Consider the following 17,644-nt stretch of genomic DNA (forward strand, 5'->3'; position numbering starts at 1 on the left):
CCACAGAATCGGCGGTAGTGGAACGGGACGTACCGGGCAGGACGTTATGGGGGGTTACGGGGACTCTCGGCGTTCTTGGCGTGGTTGGGGATTCGGCAACGATGGAGAAGCGTGTGATGACGGACAGTAGACGGCTGCGCGGTCGGCGCAAGGGGCTCGCGGCCGTGTCCGCCCTGGTCGGCGGCGTTCTGGTGCTCTCGGCCTGCAGCAGCGACGACGGTGGCGACGGTGCCGAAGGCACCAAGGAGTCGCAGAACCAGGTCGACGAGGCGGCGGCCAAGAAGTCGTCCGACGCCGACATCAAGATCGCGCCCAAGGACGGGTCCGACAACGCGAGCATCAACAATGCCGCCAAGGTGACCGTGCGCGACGGCTCGCTGACGGACGTCGAGATGACGACCGAGGCCGGGACCGCCGTCGAGGGGCAGATAGCTGCCGACAAGAAGAGCTGGAAGCCCAGCGGCCAGCTCGAGCGCGCGACGACGTACAAGATCACCGCCACCGCCAAGGACTCCGACGGCCGCAAGGCGCACGAGAACTCGAAGTTCACGACGGTCTCGCCGGCCAACAGCTTCATCGGGAACTTCACGCCCGAGGACGGGTCCACGGTCGGTGTGGGCATGCCGGTGTCGATCAACTTCGACAAGGTGATCACCAACAAGAAGGACGTTCAGTCCAACATCAAGGTGTCTTCCAGCAGTGGCCAGGAAGTCGTCGGGCACTGGTTCGGGGACAACCGGATCGACTTCCGGCCCGAGAAGTACTGGCAGGGCAACTCCACGGTCACCATGAAGCTGTCCCTGGACGGCGTCGAGGGCGCGGACGGCGTCACCGGCGTCCAGGAGAAGACGGTCACGTTCAAGATCGGGCGCAACCAGGTCTCCATCGTCGACGCGAAGTCGAAGACGATGAAGGTCATGCGGGACGGCAAGGTCGTCAAGACCATCCCGATCTCCGCGGGCTCCCCGGAGAACAAGACGTACAACGGCCAGATGGTGATCTCCGAGAAGTTCAAGGAGACCCGGATGAACGGCGCGACGGTCGGCTTCACGGACGACGACGGCAAGGGCGAGTACGACATCAAGGACGTGCCGCACGCCATGCGCCTGTCGAACTCGGGCACGTTCATCCACGGCAACTACTGGGGCGCGAAGTCCATCTTCGGCGGCGCCAACACCAGCCACGGGTGTGTCGGTCTGGAAGACGCCAAGGGTGCGGGCGACAAGGGCACTCCGGGCGCCTGGTTCTACGACAACTCGATGGTCGGTGACGTCGTGGACGTCCGGAACACCGGTGACAAGACCGTTCAGCCGGACAACGGCTTCAACGGCTGGGTCATGGACTGGGCGGAGTGGAAGGCCGGTTCCGCCGTCTAGGCGCCCCGCCCTCCCCGCGCAACGTAAGCGGCCCGCACTCCTCAACAGGAGTGCGGGCCGCTGTCGTTGGGCTTCTCATCGTTCTCTTATGCCGCCCTTATCCGTTCATCACCGTGCGTACCTACTTTCACGCACATGTTCTTCACCTATCTGAGGCGCGAGCTGCGCCGCCGCAGAAAAGCGGCCCTCGTCGTGGCCTCCGGACTCGCGCTCGGCATTGCGCTTGTCATCGTCGTCAGCTCCGTGTCGTCCGGCATGAAGCAGGCCCAGGGCAAGGTCCTCGAGTCGCTCTACGGGCTCGGCACCGACATGACCGTGACCAAGGCGGCCGACCCGTCCGAGGAGGGGAGCGGGCGCCCGCGCTTCAAGTTCGACGCCAAGGGTGAGGAGGGGGAAGAACAGAGCAGCGACCGGGTGATGGTCCAGGGCTTCCAGACGCTGGCCTCGTCGACCGTCGCCGAGGTCGGTGAGCAGGACGGTGTCGCGGACGCCGTCGGCGGGCTGAGCCTGCAGGTCATGAAGGTCGACGGGCGGTTCAAGCAGGGCGAGTTCGAGCAGGCGCCCGGTGGCTCGGGCGGCAGGGCACAGCCACCCGGCGGCGGCACCGATCAGCAGCAGGGCGAGGTGCGCGGTGGCGGCGCCGACTTCGACGTCGACTCCTACAGCGTCTACGGCACCGATGTCGGAAAGCCGGCCCTGGGCCCGCTGACCTCCTCCAAGATCAGCAAGGGGCGTACGTTCACGGGGACGGAGGCCAATTCCAAGGTGGCCGTCGCCGATGCCTCGTACGCCAAGGAGAAGAAGCTCGCCGTGGGGGACACGGTCACGATCTCCGGGACGAAGATAAGGGTTGTTGGGATTGCTACGCCCGACAGCGGCGGCGCCGCCGCCAATCTTTACGTCCCGCTCAAGCGCGCGCAGGCCCTCGCCGACGCGAAGAACAAGATCACGACGGTGTACGTCAAGGCGGCGGACTCGCAGCAGATCGGCGCCGTCAAGAGCGCCATCCAGAAGAACATCTCCGGTACGACGGTGACGACTTCCGCCGATCTCGCCGACACCGTCTCGGGCTCCCTGTCCACCGCGTCCGACCTCGCGTCCAGCGTCGGCAAGTGGCTGTCGATCGCCGTGCTCGTCGCGGCGTTCCTGGTGGCCGGACTGCTCACCTCCTCCGCCGTCAGCCGCCGCGTACGGGAGTTCGGCACCCTGAAGGCGCTCGGCTGGAAGAGCGGCCAGGTGACCCGGCAGGTCGTCGGCGAGGCGGTCGTCAACGGGCTTGTGGGCGGCGTGCTCGGCATCGCCGTCGGCCTCGGCGGTGCGTATGCCGTCACGGCGATCAGCCCCACCCTGACGGCCGAACTCGGGTCCGGCGGCGGGCTGTCGGGCGGCGGTCTCATGCGGGCCGGCGGCCCCGGCGGTCCCGGTGAAGCCCTCGGTCAGTCGGCGTCGAAGGCGCTCGACATCTCGCTGACGGCGCCGGTCAGCACCACCACCATCGCGCTCGCCGTCGGCCTCGCCGTGGCCGGCGGGCTCATCGCGGGCGCCTTCGGCGGGTGGCGTGCCTCGCGGCTGCGGCCCGCGGACGCCCTGCGCCGCGTCGAGTAGGCGGCCGAGCCTCACCGCTCAAGGCCGCCAACCCCCTTACGTATCGCAGGAGTCACACCATGTATCAGCTCAAGGGCGTCACCAAGCAGTACCGCAGGGGCAGGGCGATCGTCGACGCGCTCGCCGGGGTCGACCTGGCCATCGGCGACGGCGACCGGCTCGTCATCCAGGGCCCGACGGGCGGCGGCAAGTCCACGCTCCTGCAGATGCTCGGCGGTCTCGACCGGCCGACGTCCGGCAGTGTCGAGCTCGACGGGGTCGATCTGGCCGCGCTGCCCGAGGCGCGGCTCACCAAGGTCCGCGCCGAGTCCATCGGTTTTGTTTTCCAGTCCTTCAACCTCATCCCCACGCTCAGCGCCCAGGAGAATGTCGAGACGGCGCTCGTCCCGCTGGGGCTCGGCGCCGCCGACCGGCGGGAGCGCGCCGCCGACGCACTGGATTCGGTGGGCCTCGGTGAGCGCCGCAGCCATCTGCCCGCCGAGCTCTCCGGCGGTCAGCAGCAGCGCGTCGCCATCGCCCGCGCCCTGGTCAAGCGGCCGAAGGTGCTGCTCGCCGACGAGCCGACCGGCAACCTCGACGAGTCGATGCGCGACGAGATCATGGAGCTGCTCGAAGGGCTGTGGGAGGAGCACGGCCTGACGTTCGTGATGGTCACGCACGACAGCGCGATCGCCCGGAAGGCGCCGCGCCTCGCGACCATCCGGGGCGGGCGGATCAAGGTCACGGAGCGGGCCGGTTCGTAGGTCTTGGCGCGGGCCGGTTCATAGGCCCCGGTAATCGTCAACTCATCACTTCTGACGCACTATTGAGCAGATGTTCGACCCTGGGCAATACTTCCTCGTCCAGGGGCGGGAGCCCCTTTGACCTCCAGGGGGAGACTTGCGCCGAAAAGTGAAGAGAGCTTACGGGGCCACGATCGCCACAGCGGCGGCCGTGGCCCTCGCCGCGGGCATGACCAGCCCGGCATCGGCGGCGAAGCAGGAGGAGCAGGCGGCGGACGCTCGGCCGTCGGGAGCGTCGGCCGCGCAGCCCGTCGCAGGGCAGACCGCGCACCGCATCACGCTGATCACCGGCGATCGCGTCGCCGTCGACGCGAAGGGCCGCGTGACCGGCTTCGAGCGGGCGAAGGGGCGGGAGCGGATACCCGTACTGACCAAGCGCGTCGGCGGGCACACGCTGGTGATCCCGGCCGACGCCCAGCGTCTGATCGCCACCGGGAAGCTCGACCAACGTCTGTTCGACGTCACCGAGTTGAGCAAGAAGGACAACCGCAGGGCCCAGCAGAAGGGCCTCAAGCTGATCGTCGGCTACAAGGGCGCCGCCGCCGGGGCCAGGTCGGATGTGCGGGCCGCCGGTGACACGACCGTTCGCCGGACCCTGAAGACCCTGAACGCCGACGCCATCATTACCCCGAAGCAGGACGCGGCCGACCTGTGGTCCGCGCTCGTCTCGGGGAAGGGCGACGCCACCGCCTCCGGTGTCAGCCGCGTCTGGCTCGACGGCGTACGCAAGGCGAGCCTCGACAAGAGCGTGCCGCAGATCGGCGCCCCGAAGGCGTGGGCGGCCGGGTTCGACGGCAAGGGCGTGAAGGTCGCCGTCCTGGACACCGGCGTGGACGCCACGCACCCGGACCTCAAGGACCAGGTGACCGCCGAGAAGAACTTCACGGCATCGGCGGACGCCAAGGACCGCTACGGCCACGGCACGCACGTCGCCTCCATCGCGGCGGGCACGGGCGCCAAGTCCGGCGGCAAGTTCAAGGGCGTGGCGCCCGGCGCCACGCTCCTGAACGGCAAGGTCCTCGACGACGGCGGCTCCGGTGACGACTCCGGGATCATCGCCGGCATGGAGTGGGCGGCCGACCAGGGCGCCGACATCGTCAACCTGAGCCTCGGCGGCGGCGACACCCCCGGCGTCGACCCGCTCGAAGCCGAGGTGAACAAGCTCTCCGCGGAGAAGGGCATCCTCTTCGCGATCGCCGCGGGCAACGACGGGACGCCCGGCAGCGTCGGCTCGCCCGGCAGCGCGGACGCGGCCCTCACCGTCGGCGCGGTCGACGACAACGACAAGCTGGCGGACTTCTCCAGCCAGGGCCCGCGCGTCGGTGACGGCGCCATCAAGCCCGACGTGACGGCGCCCGGCGTGGACATCACCGCGGCCGCCGCACCCGGCAGCGTCATCGACCAGGAGGTCGGCCAGAAGCCCGAGGGCTATCTGACGATCTCCGGTACGTCGATGGCGACCCCGCACGTCGCGGGCGCCGCCGCCCTGCTGAAGCAGCAGCACCCGGACTGGACGTACGCCGAACTGAAGGGCGCGCTCACCGCGTCCACGAAGGGCGGCAAGTACACGCCGTTCCAGCAGGGTTCGGGACGCATCGCCGTCGACAAGGCCATCAAGCAGTCGGTCGTCGCCGAGCCGGTCTCGGTCAGCTTCGGCACGCAGGCGTGGCCGCACACCGACGACAAGCCGGTCGCCAAGAAGGTGACGTACAAGAACCTCGGCAAGGAGGACGTCACCCTCGATCTCGTGGTGACGGCCACCAACCCCAAGGGAGACCCGGCCCCGGCCGGCTTCTTCAAGCTGGGCGCGAAGACCGTGAAGGTCCCCGCGGGCGGCACGGCCGCGGTCGACCTGACCGCCGACTCCAAGCTGGGCGGGACCATCGACGGCGCGTACTCCGCGTATGTCGTGGCGACCGGCGGCGGGCAGTCCGTGCGCACGGCGGCCGCCGTCGAGCGCGAGGTCGAGTCGTACGAGCTGACCCTGAAGCACATCGGGCGCGACGGGCAGGCGCCGAAGTACTACGACAGCGACCTGGAGGGTGTCTCCGGGCTCGCCACCGACAAGTCCTTCGACCCGCACGACGCGTCGGGCACGGTCAAGCTCCGTGTCCCCAAGGGCGGTTACCTGCTCAACACGAGCATGTACGCCGACCCGGCCGACTTCACCAAGGGCGCCGACTGGATCGCCCAGCCGAAGCTGAGCGTCACCAAGGACACCACGGTGACGCTGGACGCGCGTACGACCAAGCCCGTGGACATCACTGTCCCGTCGGCGGACGCCAAGTCCTACTTCGCATCGCCCGATTACGCGATCGACACGGCCCGCGGCACCTACTCCTTCGGCTGGTTGCTCGACGCGTACACCGACTTCCGGACCTCGCACCTGGGTCCGCAGGTCACCGACGGCTCGCTGCACCAGCAGTGGACCGGGCACTGGGTCAAGGGTGACGACGCCGAGTACGACATCGTGCTCGGGGGCAAGGTCAAGCAGGTCGCCACCGGATACACCAAGCACTTCAAGGCGTCCGAACTGGCCACGGTGAAGGCGAACCTGGGTGCGTCGGCCAAGGGCAAGAAGGGCGCGTTCAGCGCCCTGGGGTCGCTGCCCGGCAGCTCGGGCGGCTCCTCGATCGGCATTCCGCAGGTGCTGCCCGGCACCCGGACGCTGTATCTGTCCACGGCCGACGACGTGAAGTGGGGCATGAACTTCGAGCAGCAGGCCGGGACCGACCCGGACGGCTGGCCGATCGTCGACGCGGTCTACTCGCTGGGCGCGGCGCAGAAGTTCACGGGCGGCAAGAGCTACGAGAAGACGTTCAACACGGCCGTCTTCGGTCCGCGTATCGGCGGCGAGTTCGGCGTCACCCGCAAGGGCAACGAGATCGGCGGCTATCTGCCGCTGTTCGCCGACGGCAAGACACACGCGGGCTCCTCGCTCTACTCCTCGGTGAAGACCACCCTCTACAAGGGCTCCACCAAGATCGGCGAGAACGAGGACCCGCTGGTCGGCGGCGCCACCTTCAAGGTTCCGGCGGCGGAGGCCGAGTACAGTCTTTCGACGTCCGTGAAGCGCAGCGTCAAGGTGGCCGCGGCCTCCACGCGCATCGACGCGAGCTGGACGTTCCGCTCCAAGAAGGCCGACAACGCGAAGCTGCCGGTCTCCACGGCGCGGTTCGCCCCGGCGGTCGACCTGAGCAGCAAGGCCGCGGCCGGACAGACCCAGTCCGTGCCGGTGACGGTGCAGGGCGCTGCGGCGGGCTCGAACCTCAAGTCCCTTGCGGTGTACGTGTCGTACGACTATGGCCAGACCTGGAAGAAGGTCTCTGTCAGCGGCGGAAAGATCTCCGTGAAGAACCCGGCGGCGGGCAAGGGGATCTCCTTCCACGCCAAGATTGCGGACAAGAAGGGGAACAGGTCGACGCTGTCGATCTATAACGCGTTCTACGGAAAGTGAGCTAACTGCGCCGCCCTCGGTCCATATCTGCGGGTGCGTCGTGGCTGGTCGCGCAGTTCCCCGCGCCCCTTCGGGGCGCGGGTGGCGCGGCGCCGAACGGACTGTCGATCACGTATCGCCAGTGGCCGTCGGCGCCGCGCCTCGCCACGTCCGTGGCGGTGGACCGTACGACGCCCTCGATCTCCCAGTCGACGACGAGCAGCGCGATGTCGCCGGAGACGTGGACATGGCGCGGGTGCACCGAGATCGGCAGGCCGATCGCGAGGAACGGGCCGTTCTCCTTCGCGATCTCCGCGAGGCCGTGCACCGCCTCCCCCGACTCCGGAACAAAGGCCGCGCGCTCCTCGTACAGCTCGTGCACCGCCTGGGGATCCCCGCTGTTGAACCGGGCGGCGAAGGCCGCCGGAATGTCCTCGGGGCGGGTGGGAAGTGCCATCGCCGACATGTGTAACCCTCCTGGAGTGGACCGGTGCCGACCGGTGCCGGCAACAGTAGGAGGCGTCCTCGTGACTCACCGAACGGTAAGCCAGAGGGTGGGCCAGGGGCTTCCCGACGACCCCAGGGCGCGGGTCGCGGCGCCCACGCCCGCCTGCCCCGTCGAGATCGCCCTCGCCGCCCTGCGCGGCCGCTGGACCACCTTGATCGTCCGCGAGTTGCTTCGGGCGGACTCCTACGCGTACAGCGAACTCGCCTCCACACTCCCTGAGTTGTCGGACAAGGTACTGACCGAGCGGCTCTCCCAGCTGGTCTCCGCGGGTGTCGTCCTGCGCACCCGCACACCCGGCTGGCCCCCCACGGTCAGTTATGAACTCACTCCCCACGGCAGAGAACTGGGCCCGGTCCTGCAAGCGCTGTGGGACTGGGGAGCACGCGTGCCGGCACCATCCACCACAGAGGAAGCCGACGTCACATGACCGCCCACACCGTCGAGTACATCCGCTACCGCATCCCGCCCGAGCGTTCCGCCGATTTCCTCGCCGCGTACACCCGCGCCGCGGTCCCGCTGGCCGCGGCCCCGCAGTGCGTCGACTACGAACTCACCCGCTGCGAGGAGGACTCCGAGCACTACATCCTGCGCATCACCTGGACGTCGACCAAGGACCACCTGGAGGGCTTCCGGGGCTCGGAGCGCTTCCGTGACTTCTTCGCGGAGATCCGCCCGTTCGTCGAGGACATCGAGGAGATGCGCCACTACACGCCCACCGCCGTGCGCGGCACGGGCGCCGCGACGCCGACCCTGTACGCGTGGGCGGGCGGCGAGGAGAACTTCGAGCGCCTTACGGAGATCTTCTACGGGAAGGTCCTCAAGGACGAGCTGCTCGCGCCGCTCTTCGAAGGCCTGCCCGCCGAGCACGCCCGGCATGTCGCCCAGTGGCTCGGCGAGGTCTTCGGCGGCCCCGCCACCTACTCGCGGGAGCACGGCGGCCACTCCCACATGGTCGGCAAGCACCTCGGCAAGGGCATCACCGAGCCGCAGCGCCGCCGCTGGGTCAACCTGATGCAGGACGCCGCGGACGACGCGGGTCTGCCGACGGACGCCGAGTTCCGGTCCGCGTTCCTCGCCTACATCGAGTGGGGCACCCGCCTCGCGCTCTACTTCTCGGGGCCGGACGCCACCCGCCCCGCCGACCAGCCCGTGCCGCAGTGGAACTGGGGAGCGGCGCCGCCCTACCAGCCGTGACGCGCGGGGGCGGCGGGTGCTACTTCCCAGTGCTAATTGCGGGTGGTGCCCGCCGCCCCGGCCCGCGTCGCGTCCGTGCCCCAGCTGGCGAGCAGTCGCAGGGCCTCGGCCGACGCGGAGTCGGGCTGCGCGTGGTAGGTGACCAGTGACTGATCGTGGTCGTCTGGCAGTCGCAGCGTCTCGAAGGACAGCGTCATCTCGCCCACCAGCGGATGCCGGAACCGCTTGGTGCCGTGGCTCTTCTCGCGTACGTCATGCGTGGCCCACAGGCTCCTGAACTCCTCGCTCTTCACGGAGAGTTCGCCGACCAGGGCGGACAGCAGCGGGTCGTTCGGGAAGCAGCCCGCGTCCATCCGCAGGAAGCTCACGATGTCCGACGCCTTCTGCTCCCAGTCCAGGTACAGCTCGCGCGACGCGGGGTCCAGGAAGACGATCCGCGCCCAGTTGCGCTCCTCGGGCGCCAGCGCGCCCCAGTCGCCGAAGAGCGCGGCGGCAAGACGGTTCCAGCCGAGAATGTCCGAGCGGCGGCCGACCGCGTAGGCGGGGACGGCGTCCATGGCGTCCATCAGCTGACGCAGCGCGGGGCGCAGCTGCTGGGGGCGGGCGGCCCGCTTCTTCTTGTGCTGCTTGGGCTTGGCCAGATGGGTCAGATGGGCGTGCTCGGCGTCCGTGAGGCGCAGGGCGCGGGCGATCGCGTCCAGGACCTCGCCCGAGACATTGCGGCCGTTTCCCTGCTCCAGACGCGTGTAGTACGCGACGGAGACCCCGGCGAGCTGCGCAAGCTCCTCGCGGCGCAGCCCCGGCACCCGCCGGTGCCGCCCGAAGTTCGGCAGGCCGACGTCCTCGGGCTGCAGCCGGGCCCTGCGGGTGCGCAGGAACTCGCTGAGCTCGGCGCGGCCGTCGAGGGGCTCGGGGGCGGGTGACGGCGTCGGCTTCGCTTCCATGCATTCCAGTATCCAGGGTCGTACGCAGCGCATCCTGTCCCCGCCAGTAGTAGGACCACTGGACGTAGGCAGAGCTGTGACCTGGGTAGATGTCCGCGAGGCTGGCACGGTTGACGTCATGACCGCACAGACCAGCACCACCAGCACCACCGTTTCCGCTTACGCCGCACCGTCCGCCAAGGCCCCCCTGGAGCGGACCACCATTCCGCGCCGCCCGGTGGGCGCGACCGACGTACTGATCGACATCAAGTACGCCGGCATCTGTCACTCGGACATCCACCAGGCGCGCGACGGCTGGGGCGAGGGCATCTTCCCGATGGTCCCGGGGCACGAGATCGCCGGTGTCGTCACCGAGGTCGGCTCCGCCGTCACCAAGTTCGCCGTGGGCGACCGCGTCGGCGTCGGCTGCATGGTCGACTCCTGCCGCGAGTGCGAGAACTGCAAGGCGGGCTTTGAGCAGCACTGCCTCAAGGGCAACGTCGCCACGTACAACGCGATCGGCAAGGACGGCGAGCCCACCTACGGCGGCTACTCCACGCATGTCGTCATCGACGAGGCCTTCACCGTCCGCATCCCCGACGGCCTGTCCCTGGACGAGGCCGCGCCGCTGCTGTGCGCGGGCATCACCACGTACTCGCCGCTCAAGCACTGGGGCGCGGGCCCGGGCAAGAAGGTCGCCGTGATCGGCCTCGGCGGCCTCGGCCACATGGGCGTCAAGATCGCTCACGCGCTCGGCGCGGAGGTCACCGTCCTCTCGCAGTCGCTGCGCAAGAAGGACGACGGCCTGAAGCTGGGCGCCGACCACTACTACGCGACCAGCGACCCGAAGACCTTCGAGGAGCTGGCGGGCTCCTTCGACGTGATCCTCTCCACGGTGTCCGCGCCGCTGGACTTCGGCGCGTACCTGGGCCTGGTCAAGACGGGCGGCGCCCTGGTGAACGTGGGCGCCCCCGAGGAGCCCATCGCCCTCAACCTGTTCTCCCTGATCGGCGGCAACAAGACCCTCGCCGGTTCGATGATCGGCGGCATCGCCGAGACGCAGGAGATGCTCGACTTCTGCGCGGGGCACGGGCTCGGCGCCGAGATCGAGATCATCGACGCCGACCAGATCAACGAGGCGTACGAGCGCGTCATCAACTCCGAGGTGCGCTACCGCGTCGTGATCGACACGGCCACGATCTGACGCCGCGGCCGCGGCGTCGGCATTACCCCGGGAGTCATCGACGGCGTGGGCGCGCCCCGGCAGGATCGGATCCATCGAAATTCATCGAACCGATCCGCACGGAACGCGTCCAGCGTCCAGGAGGACCCCATGAGCGCCTACGCCATCGCCCACCTGCGCCCCATCGAAGAGCCCGGCGAGGACGTCTTCACGTACATCGAACGGATCCAGGCGACCCTGGATCCGTTCGGCGGCCACTTCCTGGTCCACGGCGGCCAGTTGGAGGAACTCGAAGGCTCCTGGCCGGGCTACGTCGTCGTCATCGCCTTCCCGGACCGGGCCGCCGTCCGCGACTGGTACGAGTCGGCGGCCTACCAGGAGATCCTCCCCCTGCGCACCCGCCACATCGAGGGCGAGGCGATCATCGCCGACGGCGTCGCACCGGGCTACGACCCGGCGCACCTGGCGGCCGGGATGCGGGCTGCCGCTAAGGCCGCGGCAGGTGCGGAAGATTCGGCAGGTGCGGAAGCGTGAACTCCGGGGTGGCGAAGTGGCCCGACTGGGGCGCGTCCGGGGCGAAGGGCGCGTCCGCCCCGGCGATCTTCTCCGCGTACGCGGACGCGTCGTCGACCGGGGTGTAGGAACCGGTCAGCTCCCAGAAGCGGCGCGGATTGCCCGACACGGCGTACGTGATGTCGAAGTCGCCGGGGGCGCCCGCGCGCAGCGCCTCGCGGACGAAACCGCCCGCGTCCCGGTGGCTGAGCCAGGTCGCCAGGTGCCGTGCCTCGGACGGTACGTCCTCGAAGCTCCCGATCCGCAGACAGCTGACGGAGAGCCCGAACTTGTCGGCGTACATCCTGCCGAGCGCCTCGACCGCCACCTTGCTCACGCCGTACAGACCGTCGGGCCGCACCGCGTCCCGCGGCCGCGTGAGATGCGCGTTCGGGTAGAAACCGGCGGCGCGATTGCTGCTGGCCAGGACGGTGCGCGCGATGCCGTTGACACGCGCGGCCTCAAGCACGTGATGCGTGCACAGCACGTTCGCCTCAAGGAGGTCCGCGAACGGCGCCTCGTCCGGGATCCCCGCCATGTGGACGACGGCCTCCACGCCCGCGAGCGCCGCCACTGTTGCGGCGGCGTCCCGCAGGTCGACGGTTACGGAGTGCCGAGCCGAACTTTCCGGACGCTACGGTGAGGGCGACGGCTGAGGGAGTCGGGGTGTCGGTCATCCGCCGGTGCTAGATCGGTGCAGGTGTGTGGACCAGCAGCGAGCCGGGCGCGGTGCCGGCCGAGGCGGCCAGGGTGAGCAGATACCTCAACTGCCCCTTGTCGCTGTTGACTTCGATCGTACGAGGAGCGAAACCGCCCACCGAGCGGCACGCCCACCAGTGCGCGAGGTCGGGTCGTGCGGCGTGCAGGCGCTCCGTGAGGGCGCGTACCCCGTCGTCGCCGGGGAGGGTGTCCGCGTGGGCGCGGAAGTGGCGGTGCAGGTCCTGTGCGAAGGGCTCCCAGGCGGGCAGCAGACGCTGGTGGTCCGGGTCGTCGATGAGCAGGAGCAGCAGGTTGCGCCGGTCGGCGGACAGGCGGCCGGGGTCGGGCCACAGCGTGCTGTACGCGGTGTTCCACGCCGTGATGGTGAGGTCGGGGGCGAGCGCCAGGGCGGGCGAGTCCGGCCAACCGGCGATCATCGTACGGAGGTTGTCGTGCTCAGGGGCGTCGGCGCCGGCTGGGGCCGCATCGGCGGAGGTGCGCGGCGGCGCGAACCCCGCGAGGGCCAGCACGTGGCAGTGCGCGTCACCGTCGAGGCGGAGGGTGCGGCTCACTGCGTCGAGCACCTGTCGCGAGGTGTCCACGCGGCCCTGCTCCAGCCAGGTGTACCAGGCGACGCCGACCCCGGAGACGGCGGCGCGGCCCGCGAGCCTGAACGCATGACGAACAGCACAGCTCACCCGCACAACCGGCCCGAACACCCCTCCGACGGCGCCGTCATGTGGCGCCGCTCCACCGACTCCTCGGACCTGACCGAGCCCCGCACCTTCGTACGGGTCTTCACGGGCCCCGGCACCCTGGAGTCCGTCACCGTCTTCTACGAGCAACTCCTGGGTGTGGAGCGGGACATGTGGTTCACGTACCCCGATCTGCGTCTCGGCCTCGCGGCGGTCGGCGGCTTCCTGCTCATCGAGGGCACGGAAGAGAGCACCGCGCCCTTCCGGGCCACGGCGGGCACGCTCCTCGTGGACAGCGCGCAGAAGTATCTGGACCGCCTGACGGCCGCAGGCGCCGAGATCACCGACCCCCTGAAGCCGGTGCCGACCGGCGCGGGATTCAGCGCGCGGCACCCCGACGGGACGGTGATCGAGTACGTGGAGCACCGCCCGGCCCCGGACGGGCGATAGGCCATCGCGCGTGGCCGGATGTCGCCTCGGACCGCGGCCCTAGTCCGCATTGCGCACCAGGTGGGGGGCCGTGTGACCGATGCCGGGAGGCCTTCGCGGGCCTAGTGTCGAAGATGTCGGCAAGGCACTTCAGACACAGGAAGAGGTCGCGCAATGTCCATCGCACTGAACCACACCATCGTCACAGCCAAGGACAAGAAAGCGTCCGCGCAGTTCCTGGCCGACATTCTCGGCCTCGAAGTCAGCCCTCAGTTCGGTCCGTTCTCTCCCGTCGCGATCCCCAACGGCGTGACGCTGGACTACATGGAGAGCGACGGCGGTCCCATCACGCCCCAGCACTACGCCTTCCTGGTGTCCGAGGACGAGTTCGACGCCATCTTCGGCCGCATCAAGGACGCGGGCCTCACCTACTGGGCCGACCCGTCCCACAAGATCGTCAACGAGATCAACACCAACGACGGCGGCCGCGGCGCCTACTTCGACGACCCGAACGGCCACATCCTGGAGATCCTCACGAGGCCGTACGGCAGCGGAAAATAGGGCCCCGAAGGGGCGCGAGGCCGTGACATCTGCGGCTCCGCCGCGTGGGCGCGAGCAACTACGACGCACCCGCAGCTGAGAGGAAGCCGAGAACTAGCGGGGTGGCCACCCCCGCGAACTCCTCGAAGTACGCATGCCGCGCCCCCGCGAGAAGCCGCATCCGCGCCCCCGGGATGCGCTCGGCGAGCAGGGGCGCGTTGGCGGTCGGGTTGAACAGATCGTCCGTGCCGTGCACGACGAGCGTCGGCGCCGCGATCCGCGGCAGCGCGTCCCAGGCGTCATGCCGGGCGCTGGCCCGCAGATGGCGGCGGCGCGCGTGCGGGGGCATGGCCGGGTCGCCGAGGGTGTGGAACACCGCCCCCTCACCCTGCCGGGCGATCCAGCCGGGCGTGTACATCAGCTCCAGGAGGGCGCGGCGCGCGGCACGGCCATCGGCCTGGCTGAGGGCGGCGCGCACCTCGGGCCCGCGCTCGACGCCGTGCGGCGCCCCCGGTGACGTACACCCGAGGACGAGCCGGTCGACCCGCCCGGGATGGTCGGCGGCCAGCCATTGCGCCACGCGGCCGCCCATCGACGTGCCGTACACATGGGCGCGGTCGATGCCCGCGTGATCGAGTACGGCGACGACGTCGCGGGCGAAGCCGGGTGTGCTGTACGTGTCGGTGTCGGGGCGGCCGCTCCCGCCGGTGCCGCGCCAGTCGAGCACGACGGTCCGGTGCGCGGCGGCGAAGTCGTCCCGCACCGGGTCCCACCAGCGGCGGCTGTTGGACTGCCCGCTCAGCAGGACCAGGGTCCTGCCGGAGCCGTGGACTTCGTAGTGCAAGGCGGTGCCGTCGGCGGCTTGGGCGAAGGGCATGAGGAAACGTAATCACACGGTCCCCTCAGCCCCCCCCCTCAGACCCTCTCAGCCCCTCGATCACACGGTCCCCTTAGGCCCCCGCCCCTAGGGTGCCGGAATGATCGGGACACCCATCGAGATACCAGAGGGCTTCGCCGCGAGCACCGTCCAGCGGGAGGGCGAGCGCGGCCGCGCATGGCTCGCGACGCTGCCGGAGCTTGCCGACGAGCTGCTCCGGCGCTGGGACTGCGTACCGACCGACCCGGTGACCCACGGGCAGGTCGGCATCATCGTCCCCGTACGGCGGCGCCAGGACGACGCGCCCGCCGTCCTGAAGATCTCCTTCCCGCACCCCGGCAACGTCCACGAGCCGGACGCCTTCGCGGTGTGGGCGGGCCGGGGCGCCGTCTGCCTCCACGAACGGGACGACGCACGGTTCGCGATGCTCGTCGAGCGGGCGGGCCCCGGCTCGCTCGCCGACGTGCCGGACGCCGAGGAGGCCCTGACGGCGGCGGGACTCCTCGCACGCCGGCTGGCCGTTCCGGCGCCGGCGGAACTGCCCCGGATGAGCGAGCGGTGCGGCGCATGGGAGCAGGAACTGCGCGACAACGACAAGGAGTTGGGTTCGCCGCTCGACTCACGCCTGCTCGACGCCGCGATCGGCACGCTGCGGGAACTGGGACCGGACCAGCCGGACACCCTCATCCACGGCGACCTGCACGTCGGCAACGTACTGAAGGGCGAGCGCGAACCCTGGCTGGCCATCGACCCCAAGGGGTACGCGGGCGACCCGGCGTACGACGCGATCACGCTGCTGCATCATCGCTTCGAGGACCTGCTCACCGCCACCGACCCCATGGCCGCCGTCCTGCACCGCCTCGCCGTCTTCTCCGACGCCGCCGGGGTCGAACGGGAGCGGTCCCGCAGGTGGACCCAGGCGCGTGCGGTGACCATGGCGTACTGGGGGCGGCTGCACGGTGACCCGCAGTGGCGGGTGATGGCGGCGGACGGCCTGGCGGAGGTGCTGGCGTAGAGGTGAGGCTCTCCCGGCACCGGGATTTCGCCGGGGGCAGAACGCTGATCACTTCCCCATGCTCGTGCGGCTCCTACCCTGAAGAGGTGAGCAGCGAAGAGCGGAACCACCAGTCGGAGCAGGCCCCGCCGAACGAGCAGCGGGCCCGCGTCATCCCGTTGCGCCCGCGCCCGCAGACAGCGGGTCGGACCCGCCCGGGAGCCGCCCCCCTACGCACAACTCCCGTTCCCCCGACGGCGAAAGAGCCCCTGTGGCGGGACGTCATCGGTGACGTGCTGCGCCGCGAGCGCCTCGCGCAGGAGCGCACGCTCAAGGATGTCGCCGAGGCGGCCCGCATCTCGATGCCGTACCTCTCCGAGCTGGAGCGCGGCCGCAAGGAGGCTTCCTCCGAAGTCCTCGCGGCCGGCGCCCGCGCGCTCGGCCTGAGCCTGGCGGACCTGCTCTCCCTGGCCCAGACCGAGTTGACCCGCCACGCCCAGCCGACGACGCGCCCGCGCCGGGGAGACATTCGCCTTGCGGCATAGGGCAGTTACGCGTTGGCGAACAGACTGCGCCGACTGAGCACTTCATCGGCAAGCCCGTACGCCACCGCTTCCTGGGCGGTGAACACCTTGTCGCGGTCCATGTCCGCACGCAGCGTGGCGACATCGTGCCCCGAGTGCCGGGACAGCACGTCCTCCACCTGCGAGCGGATCCGCATCATCTCCTTGGCCTGCAGGGCGAGATCGGAGACCGTCCCCTGCTGCCCGCCGCTCGCGGGCTGCCCGAGCAGCACGCGCGAGTGCTCGAGCACGAACCGCCGCCCGGGATCGCCCCCGGCGAGCAGCACGGCGGCGGTGGAGGCGGCCTGCCCGACGCAGAAGGTCGAGATCGGCGCGTTGATGAAGCTCATGGTGTCGTAGATGGCCATGAGCGAAGTAAACGAACCCCCAGGCGAGTTGATGTAGATGGCCACCTCACGCTCGGGGTGGGAGGACTCCAGGTGGAGCAGCTGCGCGATGACGACGTTGGCCACCCCGTCGTCGATGTCGGTCCCGAGGAAGATGATCCGCTCCGAGAGCAGCCGGCTGTAGATGTCGTAGGCGCGCTCGCCCTGCGGGGTGCGCTCGACGACGGTCGGAATCGTGTACTGGCTCATGGCTGTCAGACCCCCAGTCCCATCCGCGGTTTGGTGGCGGCGGGACGCACATCGGCGAGCGAGTCAAGGACCCGGTCCACCATCCCGTACTCCTTGGCCTGCCCGGCGGTGAACCACCGGTCGCGGTCGCCGTCCCGCGAGATGGTCTCCTCGCTCTGCCCGGTGTGCTCGGCGGTGATCCGCTCGACGGCCTTCTTCGTGAACTCCAGGTTCTCGGCCTGGATCGCGATGTCGGCGGTGGTCCCGCCGATGCCGGCGGACGGCTGATGCATCATGATCCGCGCATTGGGCAGGGCGTACCGCTTCCCCGCGGTCCCGACGGTGAGCAGGAACTGCCCCATGCTGGCGGCGAATCCCATGGCGAGGGTCGACACATCATTCGGGATGAGCCGCATGGTGTCGTAGATCGCGAGCCCGGCGGTGACGGAGCCGCCAGGGCTGTTGATGTAGAGACTGATGTCGGTCCGCGGATCCTCGGCGGAGAGCAGCAGCATCTGCGCACAGACCCGGTTGGCGGAGGCCTCGTCGACCTGGGTGCCGAGGAAGACGATGCGCTGGGTGAGGAGTTGGGCGGCGAGGTGGTCGTCGAACGCGGTCGCCCGTGAACCCCCCTCCTCGCCCCGCGGCCGCGCCACCGCGCCCCAGTCATTGCCAAGTACAGACATTGCGCCTCCCTGAAGTCCTGCGGCATC

The 17,644-nt window shown here is 69.9% G+C and carries 19 protein-coding genes; 12 read left to right on the forward strand and 7 right to left on the reverse strand.

The window, feature by feature from the left end; genetic code table 11:
• Positions 1-116 precede the first annotated feature (116 nt).
• The 4 genes from OG453_RS22995 (at position 117) to OG453_RS23010 (ending at position 7,220) form a co-directional block, all read left to right on the forward strand.
• Entirely contained in the window at positions 117-1,376 is a 1,260-nt protein-coding gene (locus tag OG453_RS22995; protein ID WP_266870318.1) for an Ig-like domain-containing protein, read from the forward strand.
• A gap of 135 nt (positions 1,377-1,511) precedes the next feature.
• Positions 1,512-2,981: an ABC transporter permease gene (locus OG453_RS23000; RefSeq protein ID WP_266870319.1), complete on the forward strand. Its 1,470-nt coding sequence runs from the start codon at positions 1,512-1,514 to the stop codon at positions 2,979-2,981.
• Between the two features lie 59 nt (positions 2,982-3,040).
• Positions 3,041-3,724, forward strand: a complete 684-nt coding sequence (locus tag OG453_RS23005) for an ABC transporter ATP-binding protein (RefSeq protein WP_266870320.1) — start codon at positions 3,041-3,043, stop codon at positions 3,722-3,724.
• A gap of 148 nt (positions 3,725-3,872) precedes the next feature.
• Positions 3,873-7,220 carry a S8 family serine peptidase gene (locus OG453_RS23010; protein ID WP_266870321.1) on the forward strand — a complete coding sequence of 1,116 codons (3,348 nt, stop codon included), beginning with the start codon at positions 3,873-3,875 and terminating at the stop codon, positions 7,218-7,220.
• A gap of 1 nt (position 7,221) precedes the next feature.
• Here OG453_RS23010 and OG453_RS23015 read toward each other — a convergent pair whose 3' ends face one another.
• Positions 7,222-7,665: a nuclear transport factor 2 family protein gene (locus OG453_RS23015; protein WP_266870322.1), complete on the reverse strand. Its 444-nt coding sequence runs from the start codon at positions 7,663-7,665 to the stop codon at positions 7,222-7,224.
• 61 nt (positions 7,666-7,726) lie between these two features.
• On the opposite strand from OG453_RS23015, the gene OG453_RS23020 reads away from it, so the two are divergent.
• A complete protein-coding gene (locus tag OG453_RS23020) occupies positions 7,727-8,134 on the forward strand; it encodes a helix-turn-helix domain-containing protein (protein WP_266870323.1) in 408 nt (135 codons plus the stop codon).
• Entirely contained in the window at positions 8,131-8,901 is a 771-nt protein-coding gene (locus OG453_RS23025; protein WP_266870324.1) for a group II truncated hemoglobin, read from the forward strand. Before OG453_RS23020 ends, OG453_RS23025 begins: the two co-directional genes overlap by 4 nt.
• Before the next feature lie 32 nt (positions 8,902-8,933).
• Here OG453_RS23025 and OG453_RS23030 read toward each other — a convergent pair whose 3' ends face one another.
• Positions 8,934-9,845, reverse strand: coding sequence for a helix-turn-helix domain-containing protein (locus OG453_RS23030; RefSeq protein ID WP_266870325.1), 912 nt, complete (start codon positions 9,843-9,845; stop codon positions 8,934-8,936).
• Positions 9,846-9,963: 118 nt separating this feature from the next.
• On the opposite strand from OG453_RS23030, the gene OG453_RS23035 reads away from it, so the two are divergent.
• Both OG453_RS23035 and OG453_RS23040 read left to right on the forward strand, forming a co-directional pair.
• Complete coding sequence (locus OG453_RS23035) at positions 9,964-11,028, forward strand: NAD(P)-dependent alcohol dehydrogenase (protein ID WP_266870326.1); 1,065 nt, start codon at positions 9,964-9,966, stop codon at positions 11,026-11,028.
• Positions 11,029-11,157: 129 nt separating this feature from the next.
• Positions 11,158-11,541 carry a DUF1330 domain-containing protein gene (locus tag OG453_RS23040; protein ID WP_266870327.1) on the forward strand — a complete coding sequence of 128 codons (384 nt, stop codon included), beginning with the start codon at positions 11,158-11,160 and terminating at the stop codon, positions 11,539-11,541.
• Here OG453_RS23040 and OG453_RS23045 read toward each other — a convergent pair.
• Together OG453_RS23045 and OG453_RS23050 are read right to left on the reverse strand one after the other, a co-directional pair.
• Positions 11,495-12,133 (reverse strand): NAD(P)-dependent oxidoreductase, encoded by a 639-nt coding sequence (locus tag OG453_RS23045; protein ID WP_266870328.1) that lies wholly within the window; start codon positions 12,131-12,133, stop codon positions 11,495-11,497. The genes OG453_RS23040 and OG453_RS23045 overlap by 47 nt on opposite strands.
• Before the next feature lie 112 nt (positions 12,134-12,245).
• Complete coding sequence (locus tag OG453_RS23050) at positions 12,246-12,956, reverse strand: helix-turn-helix domain-containing protein (protein ID WP_266870330.1); 711 nt, start codon at positions 12,954-12,956, stop codon at positions 12,246-12,248.
• Here OG453_RS23050 and OG453_RS23055 point away from each other — a divergent pair.
• Together OG453_RS23055 and OG453_RS23060 are read left to right on the forward strand one after the other, a co-directional pair.
• Positions 12,936-13,403: a VOC family protein gene (locus tag OG453_RS23055; RefSeq protein WP_266870331.1), complete on the forward strand. Its 468-nt coding sequence runs from the start codon at positions 12,936-12,938 to the stop codon at positions 13,401-13,403. The two genes, OG453_RS23050 and OG453_RS23055, sit on opposite strands and share 21 nt — an antisense overlap.
• Positions 13,404-13,556: 153 nt before the next feature.
• Entirely contained in the window at positions 13,557-13,943 is a 387-nt protein-coding gene (locus OG453_RS23060) for a VOC family protein (protein ID WP_266870332.1), read from the forward strand.
• A 58-nt stretch (positions 13,944-14,001) separates the two neighbouring features.
• Here the strand turns inward: OG453_RS23060 and OG453_RS23065 are convergent, their stop codons facing one another.
• A complete protein-coding gene (locus OG453_RS23065; RefSeq protein WP_266870333.1) occupies positions 14,002-14,799 on the reverse strand; it encodes an alpha/beta fold hydrolase in 798 nt (265 codons plus the stop codon).
• A gap of 100 nt (positions 14,800-14,899) precedes the next feature.
• Here OG453_RS23065 and OG453_RS23070 point away from each other — a divergent pair, with 100 nt between their 5' ends.
• A complete protein-coding gene (locus OG453_RS23070; RefSeq protein ID WP_266870334.1) occupies positions 14,900-15,814 on the forward strand; it encodes an aminoglycoside phosphotransferase family protein in 915 nt (304 codons plus the stop codon).
• Positions 15,815-15,900: 86 nt separating this feature from the next.
• Positions 15,901-16,338 (forward strand): RodZ family helix-turn-helix domain-containing protein, encoded by a 438-nt coding sequence (locus OG453_RS23075; RefSeq protein ID WP_266870335.1) that lies wholly within the window; start codon positions 15,901-15,903, stop codon positions 16,336-16,338.
• A 5-nt stretch (positions 16,339-16,343) separates the two neighbouring features.
• Here the strand turns inward: OG453_RS23075 and OG453_RS23080 are convergent, their stop codons facing one another.
• Both OG453_RS23080 and OG453_RS23085 read right to left on the reverse strand, forming a co-directional pair.
• Positions 16,344-16,952 (reverse strand): ClpP family protease, encoded by a 609-nt coding sequence (locus OG453_RS23080; protein WP_266870337.1) that lies wholly within the window; start codon positions 16,950-16,952, stop codon positions 16,344-16,346.
• A gap of 5 nt (positions 16,953-16,957) precedes the next feature.
• Entirely contained in the window at positions 16,958-17,617 is a 660-nt protein-coding gene (locus tag OG453_RS23085) for an ATP-dependent Clp protease proteolytic subunit (RefSeq protein ID WP_266870338.1), read from the reverse strand.
• Between the last annotated feature and the right edge of the window lie 27 nt (positions 17,618-17,644).

Origin of the sequence: Streptomyces sp. NBC_01381, from assembly GCF_026340305.1 — a bacterium.
Classification (GTDB): Bacteria; Actinomycetota; Actinomycetes; order Streptomycetales; family Streptomycetaceae; genus Streptomyces.

Coding starts and splice junctions, on each gene's coding strand:
- OG453_RS23085 (WP_266870338.1), bottom strand. CDS start 17,617: ATGTCTGTACTTGGCAATGACTGGGGCGCGGTGGCGCGGCCGCGGGGC.
- OG453_RS23040 (WP_266870327.1), top strand. CDS start 11,158: ATGAGCGCCTACGCCATCGCCCACCTGCGCCCCATCGAAGAGCCCGGC.
- OG453_RS23035 (WP_266870326.1), top strand. CDS start 9,964: ATGACCGCACAGACCAGCACCACCAGCACCACCGTTTCCGCTTACGCC.
- OG453_RS23065 (WP_266870333.1), bottom strand. CDS start 14,799: ATGCCCTTCGCCCAAGCCGCCGACGGCACCGCCTTGCACTACGAAGTC.
- OG453_RS23055 (WP_266870331.1), top strand. CDS start 12,936: ATGACGAACAGCACAGCTCACCCGCACAACCGGCCCGAACACCCCTCC.
- OG453_RS23025 (WP_266870324.1), top strand. CDS start 8,131: ATGACCGCCCACACCGTCGAGTACATCCGCTACCGCATCCCGCCCGAG.
- OG453_RS23060 (WP_266870332.1), top strand. CDS start 13,557: ATGTCCATCGCACTGAACCACACCATCGTCACAGCCAAGGACAAGAAA.
- OG453_RS23080 (WP_266870337.1), bottom strand. CDS start 16,952: ATGAGCCAGTACACGATTCCGACCGTCGTCGAGCGCACCCCGCAGGGC.
- OG453_RS23000 (WP_266870319.1), top strand. CDS start 1,512: ATGTTCTTCACCTATCTGAGGCGCGAGCTGCGCCGCCGCAGAAAAGCG.
- OG453_RS22995 (WP_266870318.1), top strand. CDS start 117: ATGACGGACAGTAGACGGCTGCGCGGTCGGCGCAAGGGGCTCGCGGCC.
- OG453_RS23005 (WP_266870320.1), top strand. CDS start 3,041: ATGTATCAGCTCAAGGGCGTCACCAAGCAGTACCGCAGGGGCAGGGCG.
- OG453_RS23030 (WP_266870325.1), bottom strand. CDS start 9,845: ATGGAAGCGAAGCCGACGCCGTCACCCGCCCCCGAGCCCCTCGACGGC.
- OG453_RS23015 (WP_266870322.1), bottom strand. CDS start 7,665: ATGTCGGCGATGGCACTTCCCACCCGCCCCGAGGACATTCCGGCGGCC.
- OG453_RS23070 (WP_266870334.1), top strand. CDS start 14,900: ATGATCGGGACACCCATCGAGATACCAGAGGGCTTCGCCGCGAGCACC.